The sequence below is a fragment of the Streptomyces sp. OfavH-34-F genome (genome assembly GCF_022347745.1).
Classification (GTDB): domain Bacteria; phylum Actinomycetota; class Actinomycetes; order Streptomycetales; family Streptomycetaceae; genus Streptomyces.
Map to the genome: position 1 here is coordinate 1 of NZ_JAKRGC010000069.1, position 25,694 is coordinate 25,694.

The window sequence follows — 25,694 nt, forward strand, 5'->3', positions numbered from 1 at the left end:
CTCCGGTGCGTCGGCTGCGCCCCCGCCGCCCGCCTCCTCCTCTTCCGCCCGCTGCGCCGCGATGACCCGGGCCAGCGCGGCCCGGGCGGATTCGAGCTTCGCCGCGTCGTTGCCCCACGGGGGCTCGGTCGGTCGCGGGCCGGCGGGCCTGGTGACGTTCCGCTTCGGCAGCTCTGACATGCGGTTGTGCTCCTTGCAGGGGTGCGATCGAGCCCCAAGACGTGCTCGGGAACGAAGAGGTGCCCGGCAGCGCAGTGGTTCCCCCAGAAGAGGCGCAGCGGGTCAATTCCCATCCAATCGCCGCCCCGACCGCGAAAGAAAGGCGAACACGCCGAGGTGTTGGCGGCGTTGGCGGAGGCGGAGCACGTGGCCGCACACGGAAGGGGCGCGCCCGAAACGTTCCGGGCGCGCCCCTTCGGGCGTACGGTTCCGCGCGTCAGGCGCTCTTGACGGCCTCGATGAACGGCGTCCACGCGGCGGCGTCGATGACGAGCGCCGGGCCCTCGGGGCGCTTGGAGTCCCGGACGGGGATGAGACCGGGGTGGCCGTCGGCCACTTCGAGGCAGTCGCCGCCGTCGGCGTTGCTGTAGCTACTCTTCCGCCAGTCTGCGCCGTACAAGTTGATTGTGGTGCACGCCATTTCGATAGTCCTCTGTTGCTGCTTCGACCGTGGCCAGGGATGAGTCCGGCGACATGGCGGCGGCCCTGAGCAGATCGTAGGACCTTCGATACTGCTTGACGATCCCGGGATCGTCGATCGTGTTCCCGTGGTACTGCCCCTCGGTGTAGAAGAGGGGAGGCGCGTCCGCGAAGTCGAGCAGCATGGCGTTGTTGTGCATGAGGGCATGGGCCCCCGTGTTCCACGGAACGACCTGCAAAATGATCCGTCCGCTTCTGGCGAGCCCAGCCACGTGCTCAAGCTGTTCAGCCATCTGCTGCGGCGGCAGAACCGGCTGCCAGAGCAGAGTCTCCGGCAGGACGATCCAGTACTCCGGGTTGCCCTGCTCCAGAAGAAGCTGGGCTCGTTTCAGCCTGGCATGGACCATCACGTCGATCTGCTCGGGAGGGCTCACCACACGTTCGGCCCGGTACAGCTCGCGGATGTACGGCTCCGTTTGCACGAGGCCGGGGATGACGGTGGGCGACCACTGCCCGATGACCAGCGCCTGCTTCTCCGTCTCCAGCACGCGCTCGAAGTACTGGGCATGTCCCTTGCGGCGGGCTTCCCGCACGTCTTCACAGCGCCTCGTGAAAAAGTCCGTGTCCAGGACGCGGTCCACATGCTGTGCGAGCTCCAGCGGCATGCGGCGGTTACCGTGCTCGATCTCGCTGAGCAGGCCGATGCTGAAGAAGCTGCCCTCCGCCAGCCTTTCCAGCGTCAGGCCCGCCTGCTCCCGCTTGTAGCGCAGCTCTTTCCCGTAGAACTGCGGGACGCCCGCAGAGCCGTCGATCTCCTTGGCCACCGCCAACCGCCTTTCACACTTCGCTCCGTGGAGCGGAATTGTCTTTCACGGTAGAGCGTCGTGGGGCAGCGTGTGAGGGGTTCGTCACAGCAAGCAACCGAAAGGTGGACGGCCCTCATGGAGGACTCCCCGTACGACATCGGCCCGGAGATCGACGCACTGCGTGCGGCGCTCAGGGCCAACGGCATCACGCTGCCGTCACTGGGCGTTGACCCGCTGACGCTGGCGGGGTGGACGACGAGGGCGCCGCTCGTCGCGCTGGGTAACTGCAACACGGAGACGGCGCGGCGGCTGGCCGAGGTGCTGAACAGGGCGGCGGCGGGGGGATGAACGGGCTGCCCCTGACCCAGGAACTTCTGGCCGTGCCGGAGGCGGTACCGGAGCTGCGGCGGATGCTGCGGGCCCGGTTCGCGGGGGTGGACGCCGGTGATCTCCTGCTGTGCGTCAGCGAGTTGGTGGCCAACGTGATCACCCACGTGGGGGAGCGTACGCCGGTGACGTTACGGGTGACGGCGACGCACACGGGACGGGTGCGGGTGGCCGTGAGCGACCCCGCTCCGACCGTGTGGCCGATACTCCGCGAGGCCGGCCCGGAGGGCACCTCGGGGCGGGGGCTGCTGCTGATCGACGCGGTGGCGCTGCGGTGGGGCGTGGAACAGGGCCCGTACCGGAAGACGGTGTGGTGCGAACTGCGGGCACCGGGCGCCCGCCCGCAGGCCCGCCCGGTGGGGGCGGGCACGGGAAGGGGGGCGGCCTGCTGAGGCGACGCGAGGACCACCCCGGACGCGTACGGTGCGGCGTCTGGCGCATGCACAGCGTCACTGGGGCGCCCGCCGCTTTCGGGCGGCGGATGGTGCGGCCTTCGCGGGAACGGCCCAGGGCTCGGCCGGGCCTCGCTCCTTATACTGGCCGCATGGATCAGGAACTGGAGCGTGCCGCCCTCGTCGCCCTGCTGCGACGTGGCGAGCGTGCCTGGTCCGAGCTGACCGACCAGGTCGAAACGGTGGGCAGTGCCCGTACGGTCCTGGAGGACGCCCTGGACGCGTCCGGACAGGGGGCCCTTTTCGATACCGCCCCGCCGGTGGACCTGGAGGCGATCGTCGCCGAGATCTCCGCCTGGGAGCGCGAGGGGATGCGGTTGGTCACCGTCCTCGACGACGACTACCCGCTGTATCTGAGGCTGGTCCACCAGCGGCCGCCCTTCCTCTTCCTGCGGGGAACTGCCGCCGAGGAGGATCTTCGGGTCGCCGTCGTCGGCACCCGCCAGCCGACTCCCGAGGGGGTGGCGCACGCCCGTGCCATCGCCGGCGGGCTCGCCGAGCGTGGCGTCACGGTCGTGAGCGGCCTCGCCGCCGGGATCGACACGGCCGCGCACGGCACAGCCCTCGCTGTCGGCGGTCGTACGGTCGCGGTCGTCGGCACCGGCCTGCGCCGGGTGTACCCCGCGCAGAACGCCCGTCTCCAGGAGGAGATCGCCGAGCGCGGTCTGCTGATCTCGCAGTTCTGGCCGGACGCGGCCCCGTCCAAGGCGTCGTTCCCCATGCGCAACGCCGTGATGAGCGGCTACAGCCTGGCCACCGTGGTGGTCGAGGCCGCCTATCGCAGCGGCGCCCGGATGCAGGCACGGCTCGCCCTCGAACACGGCCGCAGGGTCTTTCTGATGCGCTCGCTGATGGTCCACGAGTGGGCACGGGAGTACGCCACCCGCCCCAACACCACGATCATCGACGGCCCTGACGACGTCTTCGCCGAACTCGACTCCCTCGTCCCCGCGCGGGGCGAGCTGACCTGGGCGTAGGACAGGGCGACCCGGGTGGCATCCGTTGTCGAGTTGTCCGCCCGCTACGCGAACTTTCTCGTCCACCCGCTCGCGCCGGGCGTCGGCGTCTGCCAGATCTGTCGCGGCCCGGCGAGGCCGGGATACTCCACGTGCCGGCGCTGCCACGAGGCCGGTGACGTACTCGGTGTCGGTGTCGCCGATGTCGTGGTCCCCATCAGCCTGGCGCTCAAGAACGGGCAATACGCCAACGAGCTGTGGCGCTACAAGAACACCCACGGGCCGCAGCGCGCCCACTTCCTCATGGGGCTCGCGGCAGTCATGTGGCGCTTTCTCGCCGCCCATGAGCCCTGTATCGCCGCGCACTGCGCCGTTCCGGGTTTCGACACGGTCACCACCGTGCCCAGCACCAGCGGCCGTGCCGAGCACCCATTGCGCGCGATGGCCGCCACGGTGGTCGGTGCCACCCGCGACCGTTACAGAGAACTGCTGTCCGCGACCCCGGCAGCGGCGGCCCTCGGGCGGACGACATCGGCCGACCGCTACGTCTCCACCGCCGTGTGGGGCAAAAACGTGCTGCTCATCGACGACACCTGGACGACGGGCAATCACGCCCAGTCCGCGGCCGCCGCGCTGCGGGCCGCCGGCGCGCACCGGGTGGCGGTCGTCGTACTCGGCCGGCACCTCAACCCGGCGTACGGCGACACCACCGAGCACATCGACCGGGCTCAGCTGCGCCGCTTCTCGTGGGAGGTCTGTCCGCTGCGGAACGGGGCTCACTCCTGAAGGGCCCGGCATCCGGGGGGCCGGCTCAGTCCGCGTCCTCGTAAGCCCTGCGCACGTCGGCCGGGATGCGGCCCCGGTCGTTGATCCGGATGCCGTGGGCGCGGGCCCAGGCCCGTACGGGTTCCTCCGCCACGGGGCGCGGCGCCTCGTCCATCCGGTCGCCGACATCGCGGAAGAAGGCGGCGAGGGAAGGGTGCGTGTCCTCCCTGGGGTCTTCGCCCTCGGACCAGCGGCCCACCGTGCCGGTGGGGGTGCTCACGAAGACGCCGTGGAAACCGTCCGCCTCCGCCGCGACCGGCACCCACTCCCGCCGCCACAGCCCGTCCCCCGCCAGGTTCATCCGCTGCCTGTGGACACGCTCGATGTCGGTGAGGCCGAGGAGGAGCGCGCCGCCGGGCAGGACACCGGGGCAGCCCAGAGCCACCAGCGGCGCGTGCGCGGCGGGGCGGCGACCGGCGTCGAGGTCGACGGTCAGGAGCCAGTGCCGCAGGTCGCCGGTGAACTCGACGCCCATGCGCACGGCCGCGCCGGCCACGGCGTCGGGGGTGGCGGGGCCGCCGAGGGTGTGCGGGGCGAGCCGGGCGGTGATCCGGGCCCATGCCCGCTGAAGGTCATCCATGGGCGAAGACCGTACGCGGAACGGGGCCGATCGGTTCGCTCCGGCCTGGACCCAGCGCTCCGCTGTTCCCGCGCCGGGGCGTACCGTCGGCACACCGCCGACCTCGTCGCCCGGTGGCACGATGCCGGCTTCGTGTCCCTCCGCAGCGCCGACCGATGACCCCTGGGGGACACATGTTCAACGGCATCCGCGCCGTCATGGTCTTCGCCGAGGACCCTGAGGCGTCCGCCCGCTGGTGGGCCGGGGTCCTCGAGACCGAGGTGCACATCGACGTCGACGAGCAGAGCGGCCCCGTGTACGCGTGGATCGACGTCGCCGGTGTCGAGTTCGGGTTTCACCCCCTGGACGAGGAACGCAACAAGCGTGGCGGGAGCCCGGTCCCGTACTGGGCGGTCGATGAGTTCGACGCCGTACGCCGGCGTCTTCTGGATGCCGGATGCGCTCACCATCGAGGCCCCTTGGACGTGGGCGACGGCACCGGCCGAAGGATCGCTCAGCTGACCGACCCGTTCGGGAACGTAATCGGGATCGACGGATTCTGACTGCCCTTCACCGCACCGAGCGGCAGCCCTGTCGCGTCAGGCGGGGTGTTCTGCCGTGGCTGGCCAGACCCCCCGTTCAGAGAGGTGAAGCACAAGGGCTGCGATGTTCCAGGCGTCGTCCTCGCCCCGGTGGTGACGGCCTTCGAGCCGCAGCCCCGCGATCTCCAGGGCCTGTGCCATACCGGGGCGTTTGCGCAGACCGTATGCCTCGGTGAAGACAGCCTTGGCATTGCTGTGACGGCGGCCGAAAGGGTAGGGCGTCCGGGTGGCCTCACACTGCCGTGTGAACTGGTGACGGTCATAGTCGCCCCAACTGATCCACGGGCGTGCGCCCGCGCGGTGCTCGGCCGCCAGGAGCCGGCACGCCTCGGCGAAAGTGACCCCCTGATCGACCTCCTGCTGAGTGAGGCCGGTCAGCTCCGTGCAGAACTCGCTGACCGTGGACCGGGCGGGCCTCACCAGGATGCGGTGCCGGGCGAGACGTTCACCGGCCTCCAGGTCGATGACAGTCAGCCCGATCTCGATGATCTCGCTGACCTCGCCAGGCGGCTGGGAACCAGCCCAACACGTCGCTTCGACGTCCACGACGTTGACGAGGCCCTCGGCCCAGGTGCTGTCCATGGCGGGAAGCGTAAAGAGGCGCAACGGCTGGGAGCACGTTGTTTTCCAGGCCACGGCCTCGCCGTGCCGGCAGATCAGCTCTTCCGGCCCGCCCCGGCCGCCGGGGCTTCCGGGGCTGCTGGAAGCTCTTGCCGAAGATGCCCTCGCTACGGGCCCGCGCTTCGCTCGACCGTGCCGTGCCCCCGGCGCCGAGTCCACGACATCGGCGCCGGGGGTCCGGGTCAGGACCAGGGCTGGGCGGTCAGCCAGGAGGTGTCCTCGGCCCAGTAGGCGACGTTGTCCCAGGTGTGCCCGCCGACACCGTCACCGGCCAGGTAGCCGGTGTATTCGAAGTGGCGCAGGAAGCGGTTGGGGTAGTTGGCGGACTGGAAGGAGTAGCCCTGTCCGCTGTGGCCGGCCTGGAGGCAGAAGGTGGCGTCCTGGTTGAACAGGGCGGTGTTGTCGGAGGCGGCGGTGCGCAGCCGGTGGTCGAAGTGCCGCAGATACTGTCCGCGAGCGGCGGCGGATTCGAAGGACAGGCAGGAACTGTTGGCGAGGCCCGCCCGGACGATCCAGGTGGCGTCGCTCTTGTCGGCGGCGGGGCTGGCGGAGGTGATCGGCGAGATCGCCACCGTGCTGTCGGCGTTGTGGCGGAGGTAGGAACCGGTGCAGCAGGGGGTCGAGGCCCTCAGGGAGACCCGGGCGCCGGGTGTGAGAGCGCTCGAAGTGATCGTGGCCGTACGGTAGTTGGCGGCGGTGATGTTGGCCTGGACGGCGTTCTCGGTGGCGTCCGACGGGTAGCCGGAGGTCATCACGCCTTCGTAGAAGGTGCCGCTGGAGGACTTGCTGTTGTCACCGCCGATGCCCAGGATGATCGCGCCCTCCTTGTGCATGGGGTTGTAGCCGGGGACGTTGGGGCGGGGGCCGCTGTAGTACGTGGACAGTGCCCCGGACTGTGCGTTCCCGGCCTTGATGGCCCACAGGTTGGGGGCGCCCTTGACGATGGCGGTCAGGAAGCGGTGGCTGACCGAGGGGTTGTTGGCGTTGTAGCCGGGATTGACACCGGAGAACAGGCCGTTCTCCAGGTCGGCCATCACCCAGGGGCCCTGGCCGGTGCCGGTGCCCCAGATGGTGCTGTCGCCGAAGTAGATGGCCTCCATGTGGCCGTTGCCGGTGTCGAGGTTGTTGGTCTCGGCGTTGCCGTAGTCGAAGCAGCAGCCGCCGCCGAAGTGGGAGCCGTCGAGGACGGCGTACATGCCCTCGGGCTGGTCGCCGACGGCGATGCCGCGGGTGTTGTTGTTGCGGTAGCCGGTGCCGGCCGCCACGTAGACGCCGTACGCCTTGTGGCCCGCGACGGTGACCGGTGCCGCGGTGGCGGGGGCGAGGTTGTCGGGCCCTGGCGCGGCGCCGCCGCCGGGCGCCTGGGTGAGGTGGTTGCCCTTGCCGGACTGGTCGTAGATGACGGTGATGACACAGGTGGCGGTGCCGCAGAAGGCGTCCTGGGCGGCGGCGTTCGCGTAGCCGCCCGCGCTCAGTACGCCGATGTCCTTCGTCGCGCCGTCGGAGGCGCGGCGGACCTGATAGAGCGCGCCGCCGTAGGCGCCGTACAGGGCCCGGGTGGTGGAGTGGGCCGCCACGCACGGCGTACCGCCGGAGGCGTAGAGATCGCACGGGCCCTGGGTGGCGGCGTGCGAGGCCGTCTCCGTGCCGGCGATCAGGGTTGCTGTCAGGACCGCGGTGGTCCCGGTGGCGAGGAGGGAGCGCCGGGCGCGGCGCAGCCAGGTCTGTAGAGACACGGGTGAGCTCCTTGCTGCTGGCGGTGGGGGTCGGGAGACCACGCGCAGGCGGCCGTCCTCGTGCGCCGGCGGCGGGGCCGTCGGAGCGGACCACACGTGGTGTTAGCGCTAACAGTTTGTTGCGGCGGAGACTCGGATCATTGAGGGGGAGCGGGAGTTCGGCTCAGCGACGGCCGGGGCTCACTATGATGAAGCGCTACCACGCCGTCAAGGCATCCGACGGGATTCGCCGGAGCGGCGCACGCCGCTCACCGGAAGGCGTACCGCCCGCCGGGGCTGTTGTCAGCGCTCACAATCGGCCGCTTCCTCGCGGTTCTCATCGGCGGGCGTCCTCGGTGAGGGGTGGGAGCGAGTCGCAACCATGACGCCCACGCGGCGTTCAGCGACTCAAGAGACTTCCCAGGTCAGCGAACCACGTCGAAGACGTTTTTCTGGATGCCGTTGGGGAACGCCTCGTGCTCCACGAGCTTCAGGTGCTGGGTGTCCCTGTCGGCCGTGCTGAAGAGGCGCTTGCCGGCGCCGAGGAGGAGGGGGAAGACGAGGAGGTGGTAGCGGTCGATGAGGCCCGCGTCGGAGGGGGCGCGGTTGAGGGTGGCGCTGCCGTGGACGATGATCGGGGCGCCCTCGGTCTCCTTGAGCGCGGCGACGTCGTCCAGGGACCGCAGGATGTGGGTCTCGCCCCACGTGTCCACCAGGCCGTCCTCGGAGAGGGTGGTGGAGACGACGTACTTGGGCATCGCCTTGTAGCCGGCGAACTCCGCCATCCCCGGCCACACGGGGCTGAACGCCTCGTAGCTGACCCGCCCCATCAGGAGCGCCCCGGCCTCCTCCTGCTCCCGGCCCTTGATCTCGTACGCCTCCGGCAGGAAGTCGATGTCCTTGAACGTCCACCCGGAGTTCCGGTAGCCGGGTTCGCCGCCGGGCGCCTCGACGACGCCGTCGAGGGAGACGAAAGCGGTGGTGATGAGGGTGCGCATGACGGGATCCTCGCGGGGTGTGCGGTGAGCGTTACAGGTGTAGAGACTGCGGCACGCGGGAAAAGTCATCGGCCCGGCGCGCCGGTGCTCAGTGGCCGCCGCGTGGCTCGAAGCAGCCCGTCTCCATGAACCGGCCGTTGACCTTCACCTGGTAGTTGGTCGACTGCACGAACGCGGTCACACAGGCGTCGCGGCCGACGTAGAGGGCCACGCCGGACCCGGGGTTGGTCGTGGAACCGTTGTCCTGGACGACGAGCATGCCCCGCCCGTCCCCGTCGTCCGGCTTCTCGTCGCGGTAGCCCAGTTCCAGGAGTTCCGCCCGCACCCGCTCGGCGTCCCAGATCCCGGCCCCCCAGAGCCGCTTGAGCACCGGTTCGATGCGGCCGGCCTCCGTGCGGGCGGCCTTCTCGGAGGCGGGGGACATCTTCTTGGGGAACTTGAACGCGTTGTTCTCCCGGTAGTGCGGGGCGCCGTCGGGTACGGCGGGCGCCACGTCGCCCTGTGCGCCGCCGCCGGGCGAGACGGACGGAGACGGGGGCGGGGACGGGGACGCGCTCGCGCTCGTACTCGCCGAGCCGCCGGGGCTCGGGGCCGAGTCGGCCACCGTCTCCCCGGCCCGCTGCTCACCGCAGGCGGTCAGGGTCAGGGCGGCGCCCAGGAAGAGGCCCGCGGCGAGGCGGCCGGGTCTGGATATACGCATGAGGAGGAGCCTCCCACGCGGTCGGTGCGGCATGCACGCGATTCCCGGACCGCGCCCGCGCGCCCGTGGGCCGGGCGGTCACCGGCCGCGGACGCGGAGCCGCTTCACCTCGTCGTTGACCGCCCAGGCGTCCGCCACCGGGCCCAGGTGGGCGAGCTTGTCGGGGTTGATGATCGTACGGATGGTCTGGATGCGGCCGTCCAGCGTGTCCAGCGACAGGACGTGGAGCACTGCCCCGTCCCGTACCCGGAACAGCGCGCCCGGCCGGCCGTTCACCTCGCGGGGCTCGCAGGTGATGCCCGCCTCGGCCATCAGCGGGTGGACCGTGGCGAGCAGCCTGGCCACGTGGTCCGCGCCGGCGACGGCCCGCGCCAGTTGCGGGGCCCGGCCGCCGCCGTCCCCGACGAGCCGGACGTCGGCGGCCAGCAGCTCCCGCAGCCCGTCCACGTCCCCGTGCGACAGCGCCTCGAAGAACCGTTCAGCCAGTTCACGCTGCTCGGCGCGGTCGGCCTCGAACCGGGGGCGCCCCTCGTGCATGTGCCGGCGGGCCCGTACGAGGAGCTGGCGGCACGCCGCCTCCGAACGGCCCACCGCCGCCGCGATGTCCGCGAAGCCGAACGCGAAGACCTCCCGCAGCACGAACACGGACCGCTCCAGCGGGCTCAGCCGTTCCAGGAGCAGCAGCGAGGCCATCGACACCGAGTCCGCCAGCTCGGCGGCGCGCGCCGGGTCCGCGTACGGGTCGTCCAGCAGGGGCTCGGGCAGCCACGGCCCCACGTACTCCTCCCGCCGCACCCGCGCGGACCGCAGCACGTCGATCGCGATGCGGGTCACCGTCGCGGACAGGAACGACTTGACCGACACGGGCCGGGTGGCCGTGGCGTCGTACCGGAGCCACGTCTCCTGCACCGCGTCCTCCGCCTCCGCGACGCTGCCCAGGATGCGGTAGGCGATCGAGAACAGCAGCCCCCGCAGCTCCTCGAACTCCTCGGCCTTGCCCATGCCGGTCCTCCCCGTGATCGGTGCTGTCGGTCGTGTCGGTGCCGCTCAGTGCGCGTGGCTGCCGGGCTCGTAACCGCCCGCCGGCTGCTGCGTGATGATGTTCAGCCGGTTCACCGCGTTCATGAACGAGACCAGCATGACGAGCGCGGTCAGCTGGTCCTCGTCGTACAGCTCGGCCGCCCGCGCCCAGACCTCGTCGTCCACCCCGGTCCCCGCGTCGGCGGTCCGCGTCCCCTGCTCGGCGAGCGCGAGGGCGGCCCGCTCCTCCTCGCTGAACACCGTCGCCTCCCGCCAGGCCACGACGAGATTCAGCCGCACCGCGCTCTCCCCGGCGGCGACCGCTTCCTTGGTGTGCATGTCGATGCAGGCCGCGCAGCCGTTGATCTGGCTGACCCGCAGCGCGACGAGTTCCTGCGTCACGGCGGGCAGCGGCGACTCCTTCAACTCCCGCCCCGCCGCCATGAAGTACTTCAGCATCTTGCCGGCGACGGGATTGGTGAAGTAGGCGAGCCGAGCGTTCATGGGGTGCTCCTCGGGGTGTGCGGGATACGTACACCCCCGAGACGAGACAGCGGACGCGGTTGTGACACGAAGCCGCACAAGCCGCCGGCGGGAGAGGGGAAGCGGTGATCCCCGCCGGGGGTGGGGGGCCGGGGGTTTGGCAGCATGCGTGCATGATCCAGGACGACATACAGGCCCGTGGCGAGGCGCTCGTCGCCGCCGCCCGGGACAAGGACGCCAAGGCCGCCCACCGGCACACGGATTTTTTTATCTTCGGGCGCCACATCGACGAGGGCATCCCCTACTGGGAGCGGGCCGTCGAGGCCGGGGACATCTGGTCGCACTACACGCTGGCCCGGTACCGGAAGATCCGGGGCGACCGGGCTGCGGCCGACGCGTTGTACCGGGCCGTGGCGGAGTTCGACGGCGGATGCGCGTACGGGCTCGGGGTGTTGCTGCGCGAGGACGGGAAGACCGAGGAAGCCGTCGAGTGGCTGCGGCGGGGGTGGGAGGACGGGCGGTACCTCGACTGCAAGATCGAGCTGGGCAAGATCATGGCCGCCGAGGGGCGGTGCGCGGAGGCGTCCGCGTTCCTGATGGACAAGGTCGAGCTGGGCGACATCGCCGTCTACCGCTGGTCCCGGCTCTTCGACTCCTTCGAGGAGGCCCTCGACAAGGCGGCGGCCGGGCTCGACATTGCCGAGGCCGACGAGGACGGCGCGGCCGCCCTGAGCGCGGTGCAGGAACTCTTCGAGCTGGACAAGCACTTCGACGACTACCCGGGCCTCGTCCCCCGCGCGGACGAGCTGTACCGGCGCGGCGCCGCGCTCAGCCCCAAGGCGGGGATGTACTACGCGATGTTCCTCACCACCCACGGCGACGAGGACGCCTGGCCGCGCGCCCGCGACCTGCTGCTGCGGGCCCATGAGGCCGGAGTCGGCCAGGCCGCCGCCCTCCTCGGCAACAAGTGCGAACAGCGGGGCGAGTTGGCGGAGGCCGAGCGCGCCCATCTGCTGGCCGTCGAGGCGGGCGAGAAGGCGCCCATGTGGAACCTCGGCATGCTGTGCATGCGGCTGGGCCGGTACGACGAGGCCGAGGACTGGTTCGGGGCGTTCGGCGAGGGCGACGCGGACGCCGTCCAGCAGCTCGCCCGCATCGCCGTGCTCCGCGAGGGCGGCCCCCGCGCGGCCGACGAGCCCGACTACCGGCTGCTGCCCGGACTGCGCGAGCGGGGCGAGGCGGGGGACGTACGGGCCGGGTACGAGTACGCCGCGATGCTCAACGACTGGCGCCGCAAGAACGCCCGCTACCTGCTGCCCTGGATGGAGCCCGCCGCCCGCGCCGGCGACCCGGACGCGGCGTACGACGTGGCGGTGCTGTGCGAGGCGCTGCGCCGCTTCCCGGAGCGCGACGCGTGGCACCGGGTGGCCGCCGAGAACGGCGACCGCCACTCCTGCCACCACATGGGATGGCTCTCCGACCACCACCGCGACTACCAGGAGTCGGAGCGCTGGTACGTCCGCGCCGCCGGCCTCGGCTCCCGGCTGGACTCCATGATCGCCGGCAAGCTGATGGTCCAGCGCGAGGCGTACGCCGAGGCCGAGCCGTACCTCCGCCGGGCCTGGGAGGAGGGCGACGACAGCGACAAGTTCCGCACCGAGACCGCCGGTTACTACGGCACCGCCCTGCGCCACCTGGGCCGGGCGGAGGAGGCCCTGGACCTCCTGACCCTCGCCGCCGAACGCTGGGAGGACGACGTCCTGCCCCGCTACGACCCTAACGACCTGGACCAGCGCGGCCGCATGATCGACCCGGAGGAGCAACTGGAGGCGGCGGAAGCGGCGATGGACGCGGAGGGCCTCTGACGCGGAGCCCCTCCGCCTACCACGGCGGCAGTGGGGGCCTTCGGCGGTTGGGGACCGTGCCGTCCGAGGTGTCCGCGTCCGGAGGTGATCGATGTGTGGCGCGAGGATTTTTCCACATCAGGAGGAACCTCAAGAACGCCAGGGCAGTCAAGTACCACGTGTATGCGCAGAACAAGAAGGGCTACTCCATCTCCTTCAAGTTCACATCGAAAAAATCGGGCACGACGACCATCGGTGCTTCGGTGACGGTCAGCGAAGAAACCAAGGTCATGCTGCTCGGGGCCATCAAGGCTGGGCCCGTCTCACCTCGACCGACCTCGTGGAGGCTGCTATGAATCGTATTTTCCCGGCCTTGACCATCACTGCAGCCGTTCTTCTCGCGGCTGGGTGCAGCAGCGGGCAGGATGAGTCCGCAGTGCGCAAGCAGCCGTCCGGTGGCGCGTCCGACAGCCGGAGCAGTGCGGGGAAGCAGGCAGCTCCGAGCGAGGGCGGTCTGCAGGTACCAGTGCATGCCGAGGTGCTGGTACCTGAGACGTCCGGGTCTTCGGACCTCGATCTGAAGCGCTTTACGCCGGAGCAGGGCGCCTACACGATCTACGCTCGTTGCACCGGCAAGGGAAAAGTGACCATCGTCGACGTCGACCGGCCCGAGGAGGATCCGAACCGCGTGGCCTGTGATGGTGTGGTCACAGTGGGCCGCGTCTACAGCGAGGTGGAGGCACAGTCCCTTCGTATGAGGGTGCAGGATGGGGCCGCCACGTGGACGGTGGCCGTCGTGGCCGGTGAGCAGGACGTCTGAGCGAGGGAATCCTTGCCGGCGAGCCCGGGGACGTACGGGGCACGACTACCAGGAGCCCGAGCGCTGGTACGCCGGCGCGACTGGTTTCGGTTTCCGCCTGGACTCCGTGCTTGCGGGGAAGGTGATGGCCCGGACGACCGCAGGCTACCTAGGCGGCAGTGGGGGCCTTCGGCGGTCGGGGGCCGTGTCGTAGGTGGGTGGGGTTGCCGGGGGGTGGGCGGCCAGGAGGTCCAGGGCGATGCGGACCGCGTCGTCCAGGACCGCGTAGCGGCCCTCCGCCCAGTCCAGCGGGGTGCGCAGCGCCTCCAGGTCCGGGGAGACGCCGTGGTTCTCGACGGACCAGCCGTACGTGTCGAACCAGGCCGCGTTCATCGGCACCGTGATCACCGTGCCGTCGCCCAGGCGGTGGCGGCCGGTCATGCCGACGACGCCGCCCCAGGTGCGCTGGCCGACGACCGGGCCCAGTTTCAGCAGGCGGAACGCGGCGGTGATCATGTCCCCGTCGGAGGAGGTCGCCTCGTCGGCCAGGGCGACGACCGGGCCGCGCGGGGCGTTGGAGGCGTAGGAGACGGGCTGGGCGTTGCGGGTGAGGTCCCAGCCCAGGATCGTCCGGGTGAGCTTCTCCACGACCAGCTCGCTGATGTGGCCGCCGGCGTTGCCGCGCACGTCCACGATCAGCGCGGGGCGCGAGACCTCCATGCGCAGGTCGCGGTTGAACTGCGCCCAGCCGGAGCCGCCCATGTCCGGGATGTGGAGGTAGCCGCACCGCCCCCCGCTCAGCTGCCGGACCACCTCGCGCCGCTTGGCGACCCAGTCCTGGTAGCGCAGGGGCCGTTCGTCGACGAGCGGGACGACCGCGATGCGGCGGGGCCGTCCGCCGCCCTCCGCCGGGCGGAACGTCAGCTCGACCGTCGTGCCGCCCGCCGCCGCCAGCAGCGGGTACGGGCCGGTGACCGGATCGACCGGGCGGCCGTCCACATGCGTCAGCACCGCCCCCTCGCGGATGCCCGTACCGGCCAGCGGGGAACGCGCCTTGGAGTCCGACGAGTCGCCGGGCAGGATGCGCAGCAGGGTCCAGTCCCCGTCCCGGCACGCGAAGTTGGCGCCGAGCAGCCCGATCGCCCGCTGGTAGTGCGGCGGCCCCTCGTTGCGGCGCGCGGGCGACACGTACGCGTGCGAGGTCCCCAGCTCGCCCAGCACCTCGCGCAGCAGGTCCGCGAACTCGTCGGGCGTGGCGACGCGTTCGACCAGCGGGCGGTACTGGTCCAGGACCGCCGGCCAGTCGATCCCGCACATGTCCGGCTCCCAGAAGTACGAGCGGATGATGCGGCCCGCCTCTCCGTACGCCTGGCGCCACTCCGCCGCCGGGTCCACCTCGTGCAGGATGCGCCGCAGGTCCAGGTAGACCGTGGAGTCGTTGTCGCCGGGCTCCGTCGCGGGGACCGCGCGCAGCTCGCCGTCGTCCATCACGACCAGCCGGGACGCGTCGCCGCTGACCGCGAACCAGTCGAGGTGGGCGACGAGTTCGGTCCTCCGGGCCTTGGCGATGCTGAAGTGCTCCAGGGTCGGCCGGCCCGACATGTCCGCCGGGTTGGCGAAGGTCTCGCCGAGCGCCCCGGAGATCGGCCAGCGCAGCCACACCAGACCGCCGCCGCTGACCGGCGCGAGCGCGGAGTACTTGGACGCCGACACCGGGAACGGGGTGACCCGGCTCTGCAGCCCCTCGAACTCGACGGTGACCGTGGACCCCTCCGTCAGCCCCGCCTCCGCCGTGTCCACCGGGTCCAGGCCGCCCGCCGCGGGCCGCCCGTCCGGCAGCAGGGCGAACGGGGACGGGGTCGCCGACGACAGCGGGACGAGGTAGGGGCGGCAGCCGAGCGGGAACGACAGGTCGCCCGTGTGCACGTCGTAGACCGGGTCGAAGCCGCGCCAGGACAGGAACGCCAGATAGCGGCCGTCCCCGGTGAAGACCGGGTTCTCGTCCTCGAAGCGGCCGTTGGTGACGTCCACGACGGCCGGCTCGCCCGGCCCCGAGATCCGGGCCAGCTTGATCTTGCGCAGCGAGCGGCCGATGCCCGGATGCGACCAGGTCAGCCAGGCGCCGTCCGGCGAGAACGCCAGGTCGCGGACGGGGCCGTTGACGGAGCGGATGAGTTCGACGGGCTCGGCGGCGGCCGGCTCCCCGTCGGCGGCCTCCGCTGCGGTCACCGCCTCGCCCGCAGCCTCCACGCCCCCGGCCCCCTCGCCCGTCTCCAGCAGCAGCAGCCGGCCGTCGTGCGTCGCGATGGCCAGGCGTTCCCCCTCCGGGTCCGCGACCAGCTCCAGCACCCGGCCGATCCGGCCCGACGCCAGGCGCCGTGTCGGGCGTTCGCCGCTGGCGCGCGGCAGCGGGGCGATCTCGATGGCGTCCTCGCCCTCCGCGTCGGTCACGTACACCACCTGGTTCCCGCCGCCCAGCATCTCCGGCAGCCGGACCCGTACCCCCGGCGTGTCGGCGATGGTGCGGGCGGGCCCGTCGCGGTGCGTGAGCCAGTACAGGCTGCCGCGCACCGACACGGCGCTCGCCCGCCCCGTCTCGTCCACGGACAGCGCGTCCACATGGCTCGACGCCGGCACCTGGTACGTACGCCGCCCCGCGCGCGGCCCGCCGAGGCGGACCTCCAGCCTGCGGGGCACGGCGTCGGGCGTCTCCAGGTCGTCCACCAGCCACAGCTCGCCCGCGCACTGGTAGACGATCCGGCGTCCGTCGCTCGACGCGTGCCGGGCGTAGAACGCGTCGTGGTCGGTGTGGCGGCGCAGGTCGGTGCCGTCCGGGCGGCAGGAGTAGAGGTTGCCGACGCCCTCGTGGTCGGAGAGGAACGCGATCCGGCCGCCGACGAACATCGGGGTGTCGAGGTGCCCGCCGATGTCCGGCAGCAGCCGCTCGCCGTGCAGCCACAGCCGGCCCATGGCCCCGCCCCGGTACCGCTTCCAGGCGGCCGGTTCGTGCGGCGGGGTGCCGGTGAGCAGCAGGGTGCGGCGCTCGCCGTCGATGTCGGCGACCGCGATGTCGGAGACCGGGCCCCAGGGCAGCTTGCCGCCGGGCCCGCCGTCCGTCGGGACGCTGTAGGCCCAGGAGAAGTACGAGAACGGCTGGTTGTGCGAGGAGACGGCGAGGATCTGGGCCGCGTCGCCGGGGTCGGGCGTCCAGCCGCAGACCCGGGTGTCGGTGGAGCCCCAGTACGTGAGCCGGCGGGAGGGGCCGCCGGAGACCGGGGCGAGGTGGATCTCCGGGTCGAGGCTGCGCCAGGACGTGTACGCGATCCGGGTGCCGTCGGGGGAGAAGCGCGGATGGCCGACTCGGGTGCGGTCCACGGTCACCCGCCAGGCCCGGCCGGGGCGCTCCCCCTCGCCGGCGAGCGGGGCGACCCACAGATCGTCCTCCGCCGCGAAGCAGAGCAGATCCTCGTGGAGGTGCGGGAACCGGAGATACGAGACGTCGTCACTCACCCCCCAATGCTTTCCGCGCCCGCAGGGCCCGGCAACTCAGAGAGGCCCGCGTTGTGTGGTGCGGGACACAAGCGAAACTGTTCCGTTTCGCTAGGCCGCCGGGCTACCGTTCTGCTGTACGAAACGGTTTCGTTCGCACGCGCGTCGGACAGGAGGTCGAACCATGGCACGCACACGGCTCACGCCCGAGCGTGAGAGCGAGCTGTACGCCGCCGTGCTCGACCTGCTCCGTGAGGTCGGCTACGACGCCCTCACCATGGACGCCGTCGCCGCGCGTACGCACTCCAGCAAGGCCACCCTCTACCGCCAGTGGGGGAGCAAGCCGGCGCTCGTCGTCACGGCCCTGCGCCACAACAAACCCGTCACCCTCGGGGACGTGGACACCGGCTCGCTGCGCGGTGACTTCCACGCCGTGCTCAGCCGCAGCGACGACTGCCAGATGGAGAAGGACGCCGCGCTGATGCGGGGTCTGAGCCATGCCGTCCATGACAATCCCGATCTCCTCCAGGCCCTGCGCGAGCTGCTGATCGAGCCGGAGATGACCGGTCTCGACACCCTGCTGCGCCGGGCCGTGGACCGGGGAGAGGTGAGCCCGGACAACCCGGCGCTCAGATACGTACCGCACATGCTGGTGGGCGCCGTCGCCACCCGGCAGATGGTCGAGGACCGCCCCGTCGACCAGGCATTCCTTTTCGATTACGTCGACTCCGTGGTCCTCCCCGCTCTCGGAGCGGGCTGAGGGTCACGGGCCGGGTCACCCAGCCCGTTCCGGCGTCCGATCCCAGGTCCCCGCGCTCCACCCCGTACGGCCCTCTCCCCATGTCCCACCTGACACGCCGCTCTCGTCGTCGGGCTGGTTCCTCACGCCCATTTCCACACAACGACCTGACCGGGAGTACGCCCTCGTGGCCACATTCCTCTACAAAGTCGGACGGCTCGCCTTCCGGCGCCGCCGCTTCGTCGCCCTGATCTGGGTGGCGCTGCTGGCCCTCGCCGGCTTCGGTGCCTCCGCCGCGTCCACCGCGACGTCCAGTTCCTTCTCCATCCCCGGTACGGAGGCCCAGAAGGCCTTCGACCTGCTGGAACAGCGCTTCCCGTCGTCCAGTGCCGACGGGGCCACCGCGCGCGTCGTCTTCAAGGCGCCCGCGCACGAGAAGGTGACGGACGCGGCCAACAAGGCCGAGGTCAAGAAGATCGTCCGGGAGCTGAAGGACGGCTCCGACCAGATCGCCTCCGTCGCCGACCCGTACGCCGCCGACGCGGTGTCCCAGAACGGCTCGACCGCCTACATATCGGTCTCCTACAAGGTCAACTCGATGGAGCTGACCGACGCCACCCGCGAGGCGCTTGAGGACGCGGGCACCCACGCCGAGAAGAGCGGGATGACCGTCGAGATCGGCGGTGACGCGCTCCAGGTGATGCCGGAGACCGGCGCCACCGAGATCATCGGCGTCGCCATCGCGGCCGTGGTCCTGGTCATCACCTTCGGTTCGCTCATCGCGGCCGGGCTGCCCCTGCTCACCGCCCTGATCGGCGTCGGGATCGGCGTCTCCAGCATCACCGCCCTGGCCAATGTGCTGGACCTGGGCAGCACCACGTCCACGCTCGCCATGATGATCGGCCTCGCCGTCGGCATCGACTACGCGCTGTTCATCGTCTCCCGCTACCGCGCCGAGCTGGCCGAGGGCCGGGAGCGCGAGGAGGCGGCGGGCCGGGCGGTCGGCACGGCCGGGTCCGCGGTCGTCTTCGCCGGGCTCACCGTGGTCATCGCCCTCGTCGGCCTCGCCGTCGTCAACATCCCGATGCTGTCCAAGATGGGCTTCGCCGCGGCCGGCACGGTCGCCATCGCGGTCCTCATCGCGCTCACCCTCGTCCCGGCCCTGCTGGGCTTCGCCGGCAAGCGGGTCCTGGGCCGCAAGGCGCGCAAGGCCGCCGAGGCGGAGAACAAGCCCGAGGCGAAGCCGAACATGGGCACCCGCTGGGCCCGGTTCGTGCTGCGCAAGCCCGTCTGGGTGCTGCTCGTCGGCGTCCTGGGCCTCGGTGCCATCGCGGTACCGGCCGCCTCGCTGGAGATGGGCCTGCCGGACGACGGCTCCCAGCCCACCAGCACCACCCAGCGCCGCGCCTACGACCTGCTCTCCGACGGCTTCGGCCCCGGCTTCAACGGGCCGCTGCTGGTCGTCGTGGACACCGAGGACAGTGCGGACGGCAAGGACGCGGCCAAGCAGGTCGGCGACAAGATCGCCGACATGAAGGGCGTCGCCGCCGTCACCCCGGCCACGTTCAACAAGGCCGGCGACGCGGCGATGATCACCGTCATCCCGAAGGACCGCCCCAGCTCCGTCGAGACGGAGAACGTGGTCCACGCCATCCGTGACGCGGGTGCGGGCTTCACGTCCGACACCGGCGCCGAGGTGCTGGTCACCGGCGCCACCGCGATGAACATCGACTTCTCGCAGAAGATGAACGACGCGCTGCTGCCCTACCTGGCGCTCGTGGTCGGCCTCGCCTTCCTGCTGCTGATGGTGGTCTTCCGCTCGGTGCTGGTGCCCCTCAAGGCGGCGCTCGGCTTCCTGCTCTCGGTCGTCGCGGCCCTGGGCGCGGTCGTCGCGGTCTTCCAGTGGGGCTGGCTCGGCTCGCTCTTCGGGGTGGAGCAGACGGGCCCGATCATGTCGATGATGCCGATCTTCATGGTGGGCGTGGTCTTCGGCCTCGCGATGGACTACGAGGTCTTCCTCGTCACCCGGATGCGGGAGGCGTACGTCCACGGCGAGACGCCCGGCCAGGCCGTCGTCACCGGCTTCAAGCACGGGGCGCGGGTCGTCACGGCCGCCGCCGTGATCATGATCGCGGTGTTCGCCGGATTCATCGGCTCCAGCGAGCAGATGATCAAGATGATCGGCTTCTCGCTGGCGATCGCGGTCTTCTTCGACGCGTTCGTGGTCCGCATGGCGATCGTGCCCGCCGTCCTGGCGCTGCTCGGCCGCCGCGCCTGGTGGCTGCCGCGCTGGCTGGACCGCGCGCTGCCCAACGTGGACGTCGAGGGCGAGCGCCTGCGCAAGGAGCTGGCCGAGCCCGCGGGCGACGGCGGCCCGGACGGCGGCGAGCGCGAGCTGGCCCGCGTCTGACCCTCCTCAGGTCCGGTACGTACGACGGAGCCCCCGTGCACTCAGTGCACGGGGGCTCCCGTATGGCCGCGGGCCCGTGGAGGGGCGGGGCTGGGGTTCAGGTGCGGGCCGCGGGCCGCGGGGCGTCGACCTCGCGGTGCGTACGGCGCAGGAAGCGGACCAGCGGGGCGCAGTCGAACTGGACGACGTCGACGCCGGCCGGGTCGTGCCGCTCCACGACCACCTGGACCCGGCCGCAGGGCCATATCCGCCAGCCGTCCTGCTCGACCGGGTAGCGCAGCCCGCGTTCCAGGAGTTCGCGCTCGACGGCCCACTCGGTCCCGCCGGGGTAGGCGACGCGCACGGTCGCCGGGTCGTCCGCGCTGTCGAACCGCAGCTCGACGTGGACGACGGGGAGGTCGCGGGCGTCGGTGACGAGCCGGGCACGGGCATGGTCATGGATCACGGGGGACATGGGCCGACTCTCCTCCTACTTCTGCAACTTTGTTATCTAATGTCCCATATTTTACGTAAAGGGCATTGTGGAGCTCCTTCGCAGTTGTCACGTAGGCGCTCTTGCGAGTGCTTTGCAACAAGCCCCTATCATTGAGAGGTTCATGACCGACCCCGCGCACCCGGCGCAGCGACGCGAGAACGCAGGAAGCGGAGCCTCTTCATGCATGTACCCGACGGATTCATCAACGCACCTGTATCGGCCGTCGCGGGCGTCGTCGCCGCCGGTGCCGTGGCCGTCAGTCTCCGGGGGGCCCGCCGGGAGCTGGGAGGCACCTCCGGATCGGGCGGAGCCGGGATCGGGGAAGAGCGCACCGCTCCGCTGGCCGGGCTCGTCGCCGCGTTCATCTTCGCCGTGCAGATGCTGAACTTCCCCGTCGCGGCCGGCACCAGCGGCCACCTGCTCGGCGGGGCGCTGGCCGCGATCCTCGTCGGGCCGTACACCGGCGTGCTGTGCATATCCGTCGTCCTGCTGATGCAGGGCATCCTCTTCGCGGACGGCGGGCTCACCGCGCTCGGCGTCAACATCCTGGTCATGGGCGTCGTCACCGTCGTCGTCGCCTACGCCCTCTTCCGCGGCCTGCTCGGCGTGCTGCCGCGCACCCGCCGCTCGGTGACCGCCGCCTCCTTCGTCGCCGCGCTGGTCTCCGTACCGGCCGCCGCCTGCGCCTTCACGCTCCTGTACTGGATCGGCGGCACCACGGACATCCCCATCGGCAAGGTCTTCACGGCCATGGGCGGCGTGCACGTCCTCATCGGCATCGGCGAGGCCCTGATCACCGCGCTCACCGTCGGCGCCGTCGTCGCCGTCCGCCCCGACCTGGTGCACGGCGCGCGCGGCCTCGCCACCCCGCTCAAGCTCCGCGTCGGCGGCGAACTCGTCGACGCCCCCGCCCCGGCCGCCGCCGCCGAGCCCGCCGCCCACCGCTCCACCCGCGGCCTGTGGATCACCGGCCTGGTCACCGCCCTCGTGCTGGCCGGGTTCGTCTCCTTCTACGCCTCCGCCAACCCGGACGGCCTGGAGAAGGTCGCCGCCGACAAGGGCATCGACAAGGAGGAGAAGGAGCACGCCGCCAAGGACTCCCCGCTCGCCGACTACGGCGTCAAGGACGTCTCCGACGCCCGGCTCTCCGGCGGCCTCGCCGGGATCATCGGCGTCGGCGCCACCCTCGTCGCGGGCAGCGGCGCCTTCTACGTGGTCTCCCGCCGTCGCCGTACGAAGGACGACGACGCCGGCGCCACCCGCACCGACGAGAAGGTCTGACATGGGCGTCGGCCACGCGCACAAGCTCTACCGGCACGGGCACTCGCCCGTTCACGAGCTGCCGCCGCACTGCAAGCTCGCCGCCGTCCTCTGCTTCGTCGTGGTCGTCGTCTCCACACCCCGCGAGGCCGTGTGGGCGTTCGGGCTGTACGCCCTGCTCCTCGCGGGCGTCACCGCCCTCGCCCGCGTTCCGGCCGGCTTCCTGCTCAAGCGGCTCCTCATCGAGGTGCCGTTCGTCGCGTTCGCCGTGCTCATGCCGTTCGTCGTGCCCGGCGAGCAGACGCACGTCCTCGGCCTCTCCGTCAGCGTCCCCGGCCTCTGGGGCGCCTGGAACGTACTGGCCAAGGGCACGCTCGGGGTCGCCGCCTCCGTACTCCTGGCCTCCACCACCGAACTGCGCGAACTGCTGCTCGGCCTCCAGCGGCTGAAACTGCCGCCGATGCTCGTCCAGATCGCCTCGTTCATGATCCGCTACGGAGATGTCGTCACCGACGAGATGCGCCGCATGTCCATCGCCCGCCGCTCCCGCGGCTTCGAGGCCCGGGGCGTACGGCACTGGGGCGTCCTCGCCAAGTCGGCCGGGGCCCTGTTCATCCGCTCCTACGAACGCGGCGAACGCGTCCACCTGGCCATGGTCAGCCGGGGCTACGCCGGCGCCATGCCCGTCATCGACGAGGTGACCGCCTCCCGCGCCCAGTGGGCGTACGCCGCCGCCCTCCCGGTGCTCGCCCTCGCCGTGTGTCTGGTGGGATGGACCGTATGAGCAGCCCCGACCCCGCCCCCGTACCGCCGTCCCTGGAGGTCAGCGGCCTCGCGTACGCGTACCCCGACGGCCACCAGGCCCTCTTCGGCGTCGACCTGACCGTCGCGCGCGGCGAACGCGTCGCGCTGCTCGGGCCGAACGGCGCCGGCAAGACGACCCTGGTCCTCCACCTCAACGGCATCCTCCAGGCGGGCGCCGGGACCGTGCGCGTCGCCGGACTCCCGGTGGACAAACGGAACATGGCCGAGATCCGCCGCCGCGTCGGCATCGTCTTCCAGGACCCCGACGACCAGCTCTTCATGCCCACCGTCCGCGAGGACGTCGCCTTCGGCCCCGCCGCCGGCGGACTGCGCGGCGAGGAACTGGAGGAGCGGGTCATGGAGGCGCTGCGCGCGGTCGGCATGGAGGAGTACGCCGGCCGGCCGCCGCACCACCTCTCCTTCGGCCAGCGCCGCCGCGTCGCCGTCGCCACCGTCCTCGCCATGCGGCCCGAGATCCTCGTCCTGGACGAGCCCTCCTCCAACCTCGACCCGGCGTCCCGGCGCGAACTCGCCGACATCCTGCGCTCCCTGGACGTCACCGTCCTCATGGTCACGCACGACCTGCCGTACGCGCTCGAACTGTGCGGCCGCGCCGTCATCCTCAGCGACGGCGTCATCGCCGCCGACGACCGCACCCAGGACCTGCTGTGCGACGCGGCCCTGATGCGCGCCCACCGCCTGGAACTGCCCTTCGGCTTCGACCCGCGCTCCGTGACGGTCAACTCCGGGTGACCCTGGGCCCCGTCCCACCCGCACCGCCGTGCACCATGGGGGGATGAGCGGGAGCGCAGCAGCAGGCGTGGACGTACGGGGCACGGCGGCGCCCGGATTCGAAGCGGTCCGGGACGCCTTCGTCCGCAACTTCGAACAGCGCGGGGACCGGGGAGCGGCGGTCACCGTCTACCGGCACGGGCGCAAGGTCGTCGACCTGTGGGCCGGCACCAGAGACGTGGACGGCACCGAACCCTGGGCCGTGGACACCGTCCAGGTCGTCCGCTCCGCGGGCAAGGGCATCGCCGCCGCCGTCCCCCTGCTGCTGCACCAGCGCGGCCAGATCGACCTGCACGCCCCCGTCTCCACCTACTGGCCGGAGTTCAAGGAGAACGGCAAGGAACGCGTCCTCGTCCGCCACCTCCTCGCCCACCGGGCCGGCGTCCCGGCCCTCGACCGGCCGCTCACCCCCGAGGAGGCCGCCGACGGGACGAGCGGGGCGCGGGCCGTCGCCGCCCAGGCCCCGGCCTGGGAGCCCGGCACCGCGCACGGCTACCACGCCCAGACCTACAGCTGGCTCATCGGCGAACTCGTACGCCGGGTCACCGGACGCACCGTCGGCCGCTGGGTCGCCGAGGAGATCGCCCGCCCGCTCGGCCTCGACTTCTGGTTCGGCATCCCCGCCGACGAGGCCCACCGCGTCGGCCGCATCGGCCCCGTCGAGGCACCCGTCGCCGAGAACACCGGGGCGCTGCGGCTGCGCCCCAAACGGTCGGTGGCCGAGGCGTACCGCGACCCGGACTCGCTGACCCGGCGGGCGTTCGGCGCGATCGACCCGCTGCCCGACGAGAACGACGCCGGCTACCGGGCCGCCGAACTCCCCGCCTCCAACGGCACCGCGACCGCGCGCGGCCTGGCCCGCTGCTACGCCGCGATGATCGGCCCGGTGGACGGCCACCGGTTGTTCGCCCCGGCCACCCTGACGCTCGCCCGCACCGAGGAGTCGGCCGGGCCGGACCGGGTCCTCGTCGTCTCCACCCGGTTCGGGCTCGGCTACATGCTCCACGGCCCGGCGAGCCCGCTGCTCGCGCCCGGCTCCTTCGGGCATCCGGGGCGGGGCGGCTCGCTCGGCTTCGCCGACCCGGAGTCCGGGATCGCCTTCGGGTACGTCACCAACGGCCTCCAGAAGGGCGTCACCGCCGATCCCCGGGCGCAGGCCCTCGTCCGGGCGGTACGGTCGGCCCTATGACTCCTGCGCGCTTCGACGGATACGGCGTCCTCATCACCGGCGCGGGCCGGGGCATCGGCGCCGCCACCGCCCGCCTGATGGCCGCCGAGGGCGCCCGCGTCCTCGTCACCGACCTCGACGCCGGCCGGGCCGGGGCCGTGGCGGCCGAGATCCGGGAGAGCGGCGGCACCGCGGCCCCGCTGGGCTGCGACGTGGCGGACCGGGCCGCGATCGAGGCGGCCGTCGCCCACGCCGTCGAGACGTTCGGCGGGCTGGACGTCCTCGTCAACAACGCGTACGCCTGCGCTCAGGACAGCGTCCTCTTCGAGGACGAGCCCGACGAGACCTGGCACCGCGACCTGGACATCACGCTGGGCGGCGCGTACCGCTGCTCGCGCGCCGCGATGCCGCACCTCGCCGCGTCGGGCCGGGGCGCGATCGTGTCCATCGGCTCCGTCAACGGCATCCAGGACTTCGGCAACCACGCCTACAGCGCGGCCAAGGCGGGCCTGGCCAGCCTCACCCGCACCCTCGCCGGGCACGCCGGACCGCGCGGCGTCCGCGCCAACCTCGTCGTCCCCGGCACCATCCGCACCGACGCCTGGGCGGGCCGCGACGCCGAACTGGACCGGATCAGCGCGCTCTACCCGCTGGGCCGGGTCGGCGAACCGGAGGACATCGCGAAGGCGGTCGCGTTCCTCGCCTCGTCGGACGCGGCGTGGATCACGGGCACCTCGCTGTGCGTGGACGGCGGCCTGACAGCGGTCAACGTGGGCTTCCGTACCGCGATCGACGGCTAGCGCGAACCGGGCCGCGAACGCTCGTCCCGGCTTCGTGCAAGTAGGGGTGGGACCGCCGCCCGGCGGTCCCGGACAGGAGACCCCATGGACCCGGACGAGGACCTGCTCGCTCGCTCCGCGCGGGAGCCCACCGCCTTCGAACCGCTCGTCGCCAGGCACACGACGGCCCTGCACGGCTACCTCGTGCGCCGCGCCCCGGACGCCGCCGACGACCTGCTCTCCGAGGTGTGGCTCCAGGCGTACGCCCACCGGGCCACGTTCGACGCGGCGCGCGGCTCCGCCCGCGGCTGGCTGTTCGGCGTCGCCCGCAACGTGCTCTCGCGCCACCGGCAGAGCGCGGCCCGCGCCGCC

Annotated in this window: 28 protein-coding genes; 16 read left to right on the plus strand and 12 right to left on the minus strand. The window is 71.8% G+C overall.

The features are described 5' to 3' along the window. From MHW47_RS13455 to MHW47_RS13465, 3 genes are all read right to left on the minus strand, one after another. The coding region (locus tag MHW47_RS13455; RefSeq protein ID WP_239223196.1) for a hypothetical protein at nucleotides 1-180 on the minus strand (180 nt) is incomplete at its 3' end. 256 nt (nucleotides 181-436) lie between these two features. Beyond that, nucleotides 437-640, minus strand: coding sequence for a DUF397 domain-containing protein (locus tag MHW47_RS13460; RefSeq protein ID WP_239223198.1), 204 nt, complete (start codon nucleotides 638-640; stop codon nucleotides 437-439). After that, nucleotides 591-1,469, minus strand: a complete 879-nt coding sequence (locus tag MHW47_RS13465) for a helix-turn-helix transcriptional regulator (RefSeq protein ID WP_239223199.1) — start codon at nucleotides 1,467-1,469, stop codon at nucleotides 591-593. The genes MHW47_RS13460 and MHW47_RS13465 overlap by 50 nt, the downstream gene beginning before the upstream one ends. A 111-nt stretch (nucleotides 1,470-1,580) precedes the next feature. Between MHW47_RS13465 and MHW47_RS13470 the strand changes: the two genes are divergently transcribed. The 4 genes from MHW47_RS13470 to MHW47_RS13485 all read left to right on the plus strand — a co-directional run bounded on the left by MHW47_RS13470 (nucleotide 1,581) and on the right by MHW47_RS13485 (nucleotide 4,026). Then, entirely contained in the window at nucleotides 1,581-1,793 is a 213-nt protein-coding gene (locus MHW47_RS13470) for a hypothetical protein (protein ID WP_239223201.1), read from the plus strand. Then, the gene (locus tag MHW47_RS13475) at nucleotides 1,790-2,224 is read left to right on the plus strand and encodes an ATP-binding protein (RefSeq protein ID WP_239223203.1); all 435 of its coding nucleotides are present in this window, start codon (nucleotides 1,790-1,792) and stop codon (nucleotides 2,222-2,224) included. The genes MHW47_RS13470 and MHW47_RS13475 overlap by 4 nt, the downstream gene beginning before the upstream one ends. Nucleotides 2,225-2,376: 152 nt before the next feature. Next, a complete protein-coding gene (gene dprA, locus MHW47_RS13480; protein ID WP_239223205.1) occupies nucleotides 2,377-3,261 on the plus strand; it encodes a DNA-processing protein DprA in 885 nt (294 codons plus the stop codon). A 15-nt stretch (nucleotides 3,262-3,276) separates the two neighbouring features. Continuing rightward, nucleotides 3,277-4,026 carry a hypothetical protein gene (locus MHW47_RS13485; protein ID WP_239223207.1) on the plus strand — a complete coding sequence of 250 codons (750 nt, stop codon included), beginning with the start codon at nucleotides 3,277-3,279 and terminating at the stop codon, nucleotides 4,024-4,026. A 25-nt stretch (nucleotides 4,027-4,051) separates the two neighbouring features. Here MHW47_RS13485 and MHW47_RS13490 read toward each other — a convergent pair whose 3' ends face one another. Continuing rightward, nucleotides 4,052-4,645 (minus strand): histone-like nucleoid-structuring protein Lsr2, encoded by a 594-nt coding sequence (locus tag MHW47_RS13490; RefSeq protein ID WP_239223209.1) that lies wholly within the window; start codon nucleotides 4,643-4,645, stop codon nucleotides 4,052-4,054. 155 nt (nucleotides 4,646-4,800) lie between these two features. Between MHW47_RS13490 and MHW47_RS13495 the strand changes: the two genes are divergently transcribed. Further along, nucleotides 4,801-5,187: a VOC family protein gene (locus tag MHW47_RS13495; protein WP_239223211.1), complete on the plus strand. Its 387-nt coding sequence runs from the start codon at nucleotides 4,801-4,803 to the stop codon at nucleotides 5,185-5,187. A gap of 36 nt (nucleotides 5,188-5,223) precedes the next feature. On the opposite strand, the gene MHW47_RS13500 is transcribed toward MHW47_RS13495, so the two are convergent. The 6 genes from MHW47_RS13500 to MHW47_RS13525 all read right to left on the minus strand — a co-directional run bounded on the left by MHW47_RS13500 (nucleotide 5,224) and on the right by MHW47_RS13525 (nucleotide 10,784). Then, nucleotides 5,224-5,808 (minus strand): 3'-5' exonuclease, encoded by a 585-nt coding sequence (locus tag MHW47_RS13500; protein WP_239223212.1) that lies wholly within the window; start codon nucleotides 5,806-5,808, stop codon nucleotides 5,224-5,226. A 221-nt stretch (nucleotides 5,809-6,029) separates the two neighbouring features. Next, on the minus strand, nucleotides 6,030-7,583 hold the full coding sequence (locus tag MHW47_RS13505; protein WP_239223213.1) for an alpha-L-arabinofuranosidase B: 1,554 nt from the start codon (nucleotides 7,581-7,583) through the stop codon (nucleotides 6,030-6,032). A 404-nt stretch (nucleotides 7,584-7,987) separates the two neighbouring features. Then, nucleotides 7,988-8,560: a dihydrofolate reductase family protein gene (locus tag MHW47_RS13510; RefSeq protein ID WP_239223215.1), complete on the minus strand. Its 573-nt coding sequence runs from the start codon at nucleotides 8,558-8,560 to the stop codon at nucleotides 7,988-7,990. An 88-nt stretch (nucleotides 8,561-8,648) separates the two neighbouring features. Beyond that, complete coding sequence (locus MHW47_RS13515) at nucleotides 8,649-9,260, minus strand: hypothetical protein (protein WP_239223217.1); 612 nt, start codon at nucleotides 9,258-9,260, stop codon at nucleotides 8,649-8,651. Nucleotides 9,261-9,338: 78 nt separating this feature from the next. Continuing rightward, nucleotides 9,339-10,262 carry an RNA polymerase sigma-70 factor gene (locus MHW47_RS13520; RefSeq protein ID WP_239223219.1) on the minus strand — a complete coding sequence of 308 codons (924 nt, stop codon included), beginning with the start codon at nucleotides 10,260-10,262 and terminating at the stop codon, nucleotides 9,339-9,341. Between the two features lie 45 nt (nucleotides 10,263-10,307). After that, a complete protein-coding gene (locus tag MHW47_RS13525) occupies nucleotides 10,308-10,784 on the minus strand; it encodes a carboxymuconolactone decarboxylase family protein (protein ID WP_239223221.1) in 477 nt (158 codons plus the stop codon). A 152-nt stretch (nucleotides 10,785-10,936) separates the two neighbouring features. Here MHW47_RS13525 and MHW47_RS13530 point away from each other — a divergent pair, with 152 nt between their 5' ends. From MHW47_RS13530 to MHW47_RS13540, 3 genes are all read left to right on the plus strand, one after another. Next, entirely contained in the window at nucleotides 10,937-12,628 is a 1,692-nt protein-coding gene (locus MHW47_RS13530) for a lipopolysaccharide assembly protein LapB (protein WP_239223223.1), read from the plus strand. A 95-nt stretch (nucleotides 12,629-12,723) separates the two neighbouring features. Beyond that, nucleotides 12,724-12,963 (plus strand): hypothetical protein, encoded by a 240-nt coding sequence (locus tag MHW47_RS13535; RefSeq protein ID WP_239223225.1) that lies wholly within the window; start codon nucleotides 12,724-12,726, stop codon nucleotides 12,961-12,963. Beyond that, nucleotides 12,960-13,427: a hypothetical protein gene (locus MHW47_RS13540; RefSeq protein ID WP_239223227.1), complete on the plus strand. Its 468-nt coding sequence runs from the start codon at nucleotides 12,960-12,962 to the stop codon at nucleotides 13,425-13,427. Before MHW47_RS13535 ends, MHW47_RS13540 begins: the two co-directional genes overlap by 4 nt. Nucleotides 13,428-13,571: 144 nt before the next feature. Here the strand turns inward: MHW47_RS13540 and MHW47_RS13545 are convergent, their stop codons facing one another. After that, nucleotides 13,572-16,916, minus strand: a complete 3,345-nt coding sequence (locus tag MHW47_RS13545; RefSeq protein ID WP_239223229.1) for a S41 family peptidase — start codon at nucleotides 16,914-16,916, stop codon at nucleotides 13,572-13,574. Between the two features lie 163 nt (nucleotides 16,917-17,079). Here MHW47_RS13545 and MHW47_RS13550 point away from each other — a divergent pair, with 163 nt between their 5' ends. Next, on the plus strand, nucleotides 17,080-17,655 hold the full coding sequence (locus MHW47_RS13550; protein WP_239223231.1) for a TetR/AcrR family transcriptional regulator: 576 nt from the start codon (nucleotides 17,080-17,082) through the stop codon (nucleotides 17,653-17,655). 166 nt (nucleotides 17,656-17,821) lie between these two features. Next, nucleotides 17,822-20,044 (plus strand): MMPL family transporter, encoded by a 2,223-nt coding sequence (locus tag MHW47_RS13555; protein ID WP_239223233.1) that lies wholly within the window; start codon nucleotides 17,822-17,824, stop codon nucleotides 20,042-20,044. Between the two features lie 97 nt (nucleotides 20,045-20,141). Here MHW47_RS13555 and MHW47_RS13560 read toward each other — a convergent pair whose 3' ends face one another. Beyond that, entirely contained in the window at nucleotides 20,142-20,498 is a 357-nt protein-coding gene (locus MHW47_RS13560) for an SsgA family sporulation/cell division regulator (RefSeq protein ID WP_239223235.1), read from the minus strand. A 201-nt stretch (nucleotides 20,499-20,699) separates the two neighbouring features. Here MHW47_RS13560 and MHW47_RS13565 point away from each other — a divergent pair, with 201 nt between their 5' ends. The 6 genes from MHW47_RS13565 to MHW47_RS13590 form a co-directional block, all read left to right on the plus strand. Then, a complete protein-coding gene (locus tag MHW47_RS13565) occupies nucleotides 20,700-21,800 on the plus strand; it encodes an energy-coupling factor ABC transporter permease (protein ID WP_239223237.1) in 1,101 nt (366 codons plus the stop codon). A gap of 1 nt (nucleotide 21,801) precedes the next feature. After that, a complete protein-coding gene (gene cbiQ, locus MHW47_RS13570; protein WP_239223239.1) occupies nucleotides 21,802-22,563 on the plus strand; it encodes a cobalt ECF transporter T component CbiQ in 762 nt (253 codons plus the stop codon). Next, nucleotides 22,560-23,336, plus strand: a complete 777-nt coding sequence (locus MHW47_RS13575) for an energy-coupling factor ABC transporter ATP-binding protein (protein ID WP_374230087.1) — start codon at nucleotides 22,560-22,562, stop codon at nucleotides 23,334-23,336. Before cbiQ ends, MHW47_RS13575 begins: the two co-directional genes overlap by 4 nt. 67 nt (nucleotides 23,337-23,403) lie before the next feature. Then, the gene (locus MHW47_RS13580; protein WP_239223244.1) at nucleotides 23,404-24,564 is read left to right on the plus strand and encodes a serine hydrolase domain-containing protein; all 1,161 of its coding nucleotides are present in this window, start codon (nucleotides 23,404-23,406) and stop codon (nucleotides 24,562-24,564) included. After that, nucleotides 24,561-25,343 (plus strand): SDR family NAD(P)-dependent oxidoreductase, encoded by a 783-nt coding sequence (locus tag MHW47_RS13585; RefSeq protein WP_239223242.1) that lies wholly within the window; start codon nucleotides 24,561-24,563, stop codon nucleotides 25,341-25,343. The genes MHW47_RS13580 and MHW47_RS13585 overlap by 4 nt, the downstream gene beginning before the upstream one ends. A gap of 84 nt (nucleotides 25,344-25,427) precedes the next feature. Beyond that, nucleotides 25,428-25,694, plus strand: a 267-nt coding sequence (locus MHW47_RS13590) for an RNA polymerase sigma factor (RefSeq protein ID WP_275449158.1), incomplete at its 3' end; no start/stop codon positions are given.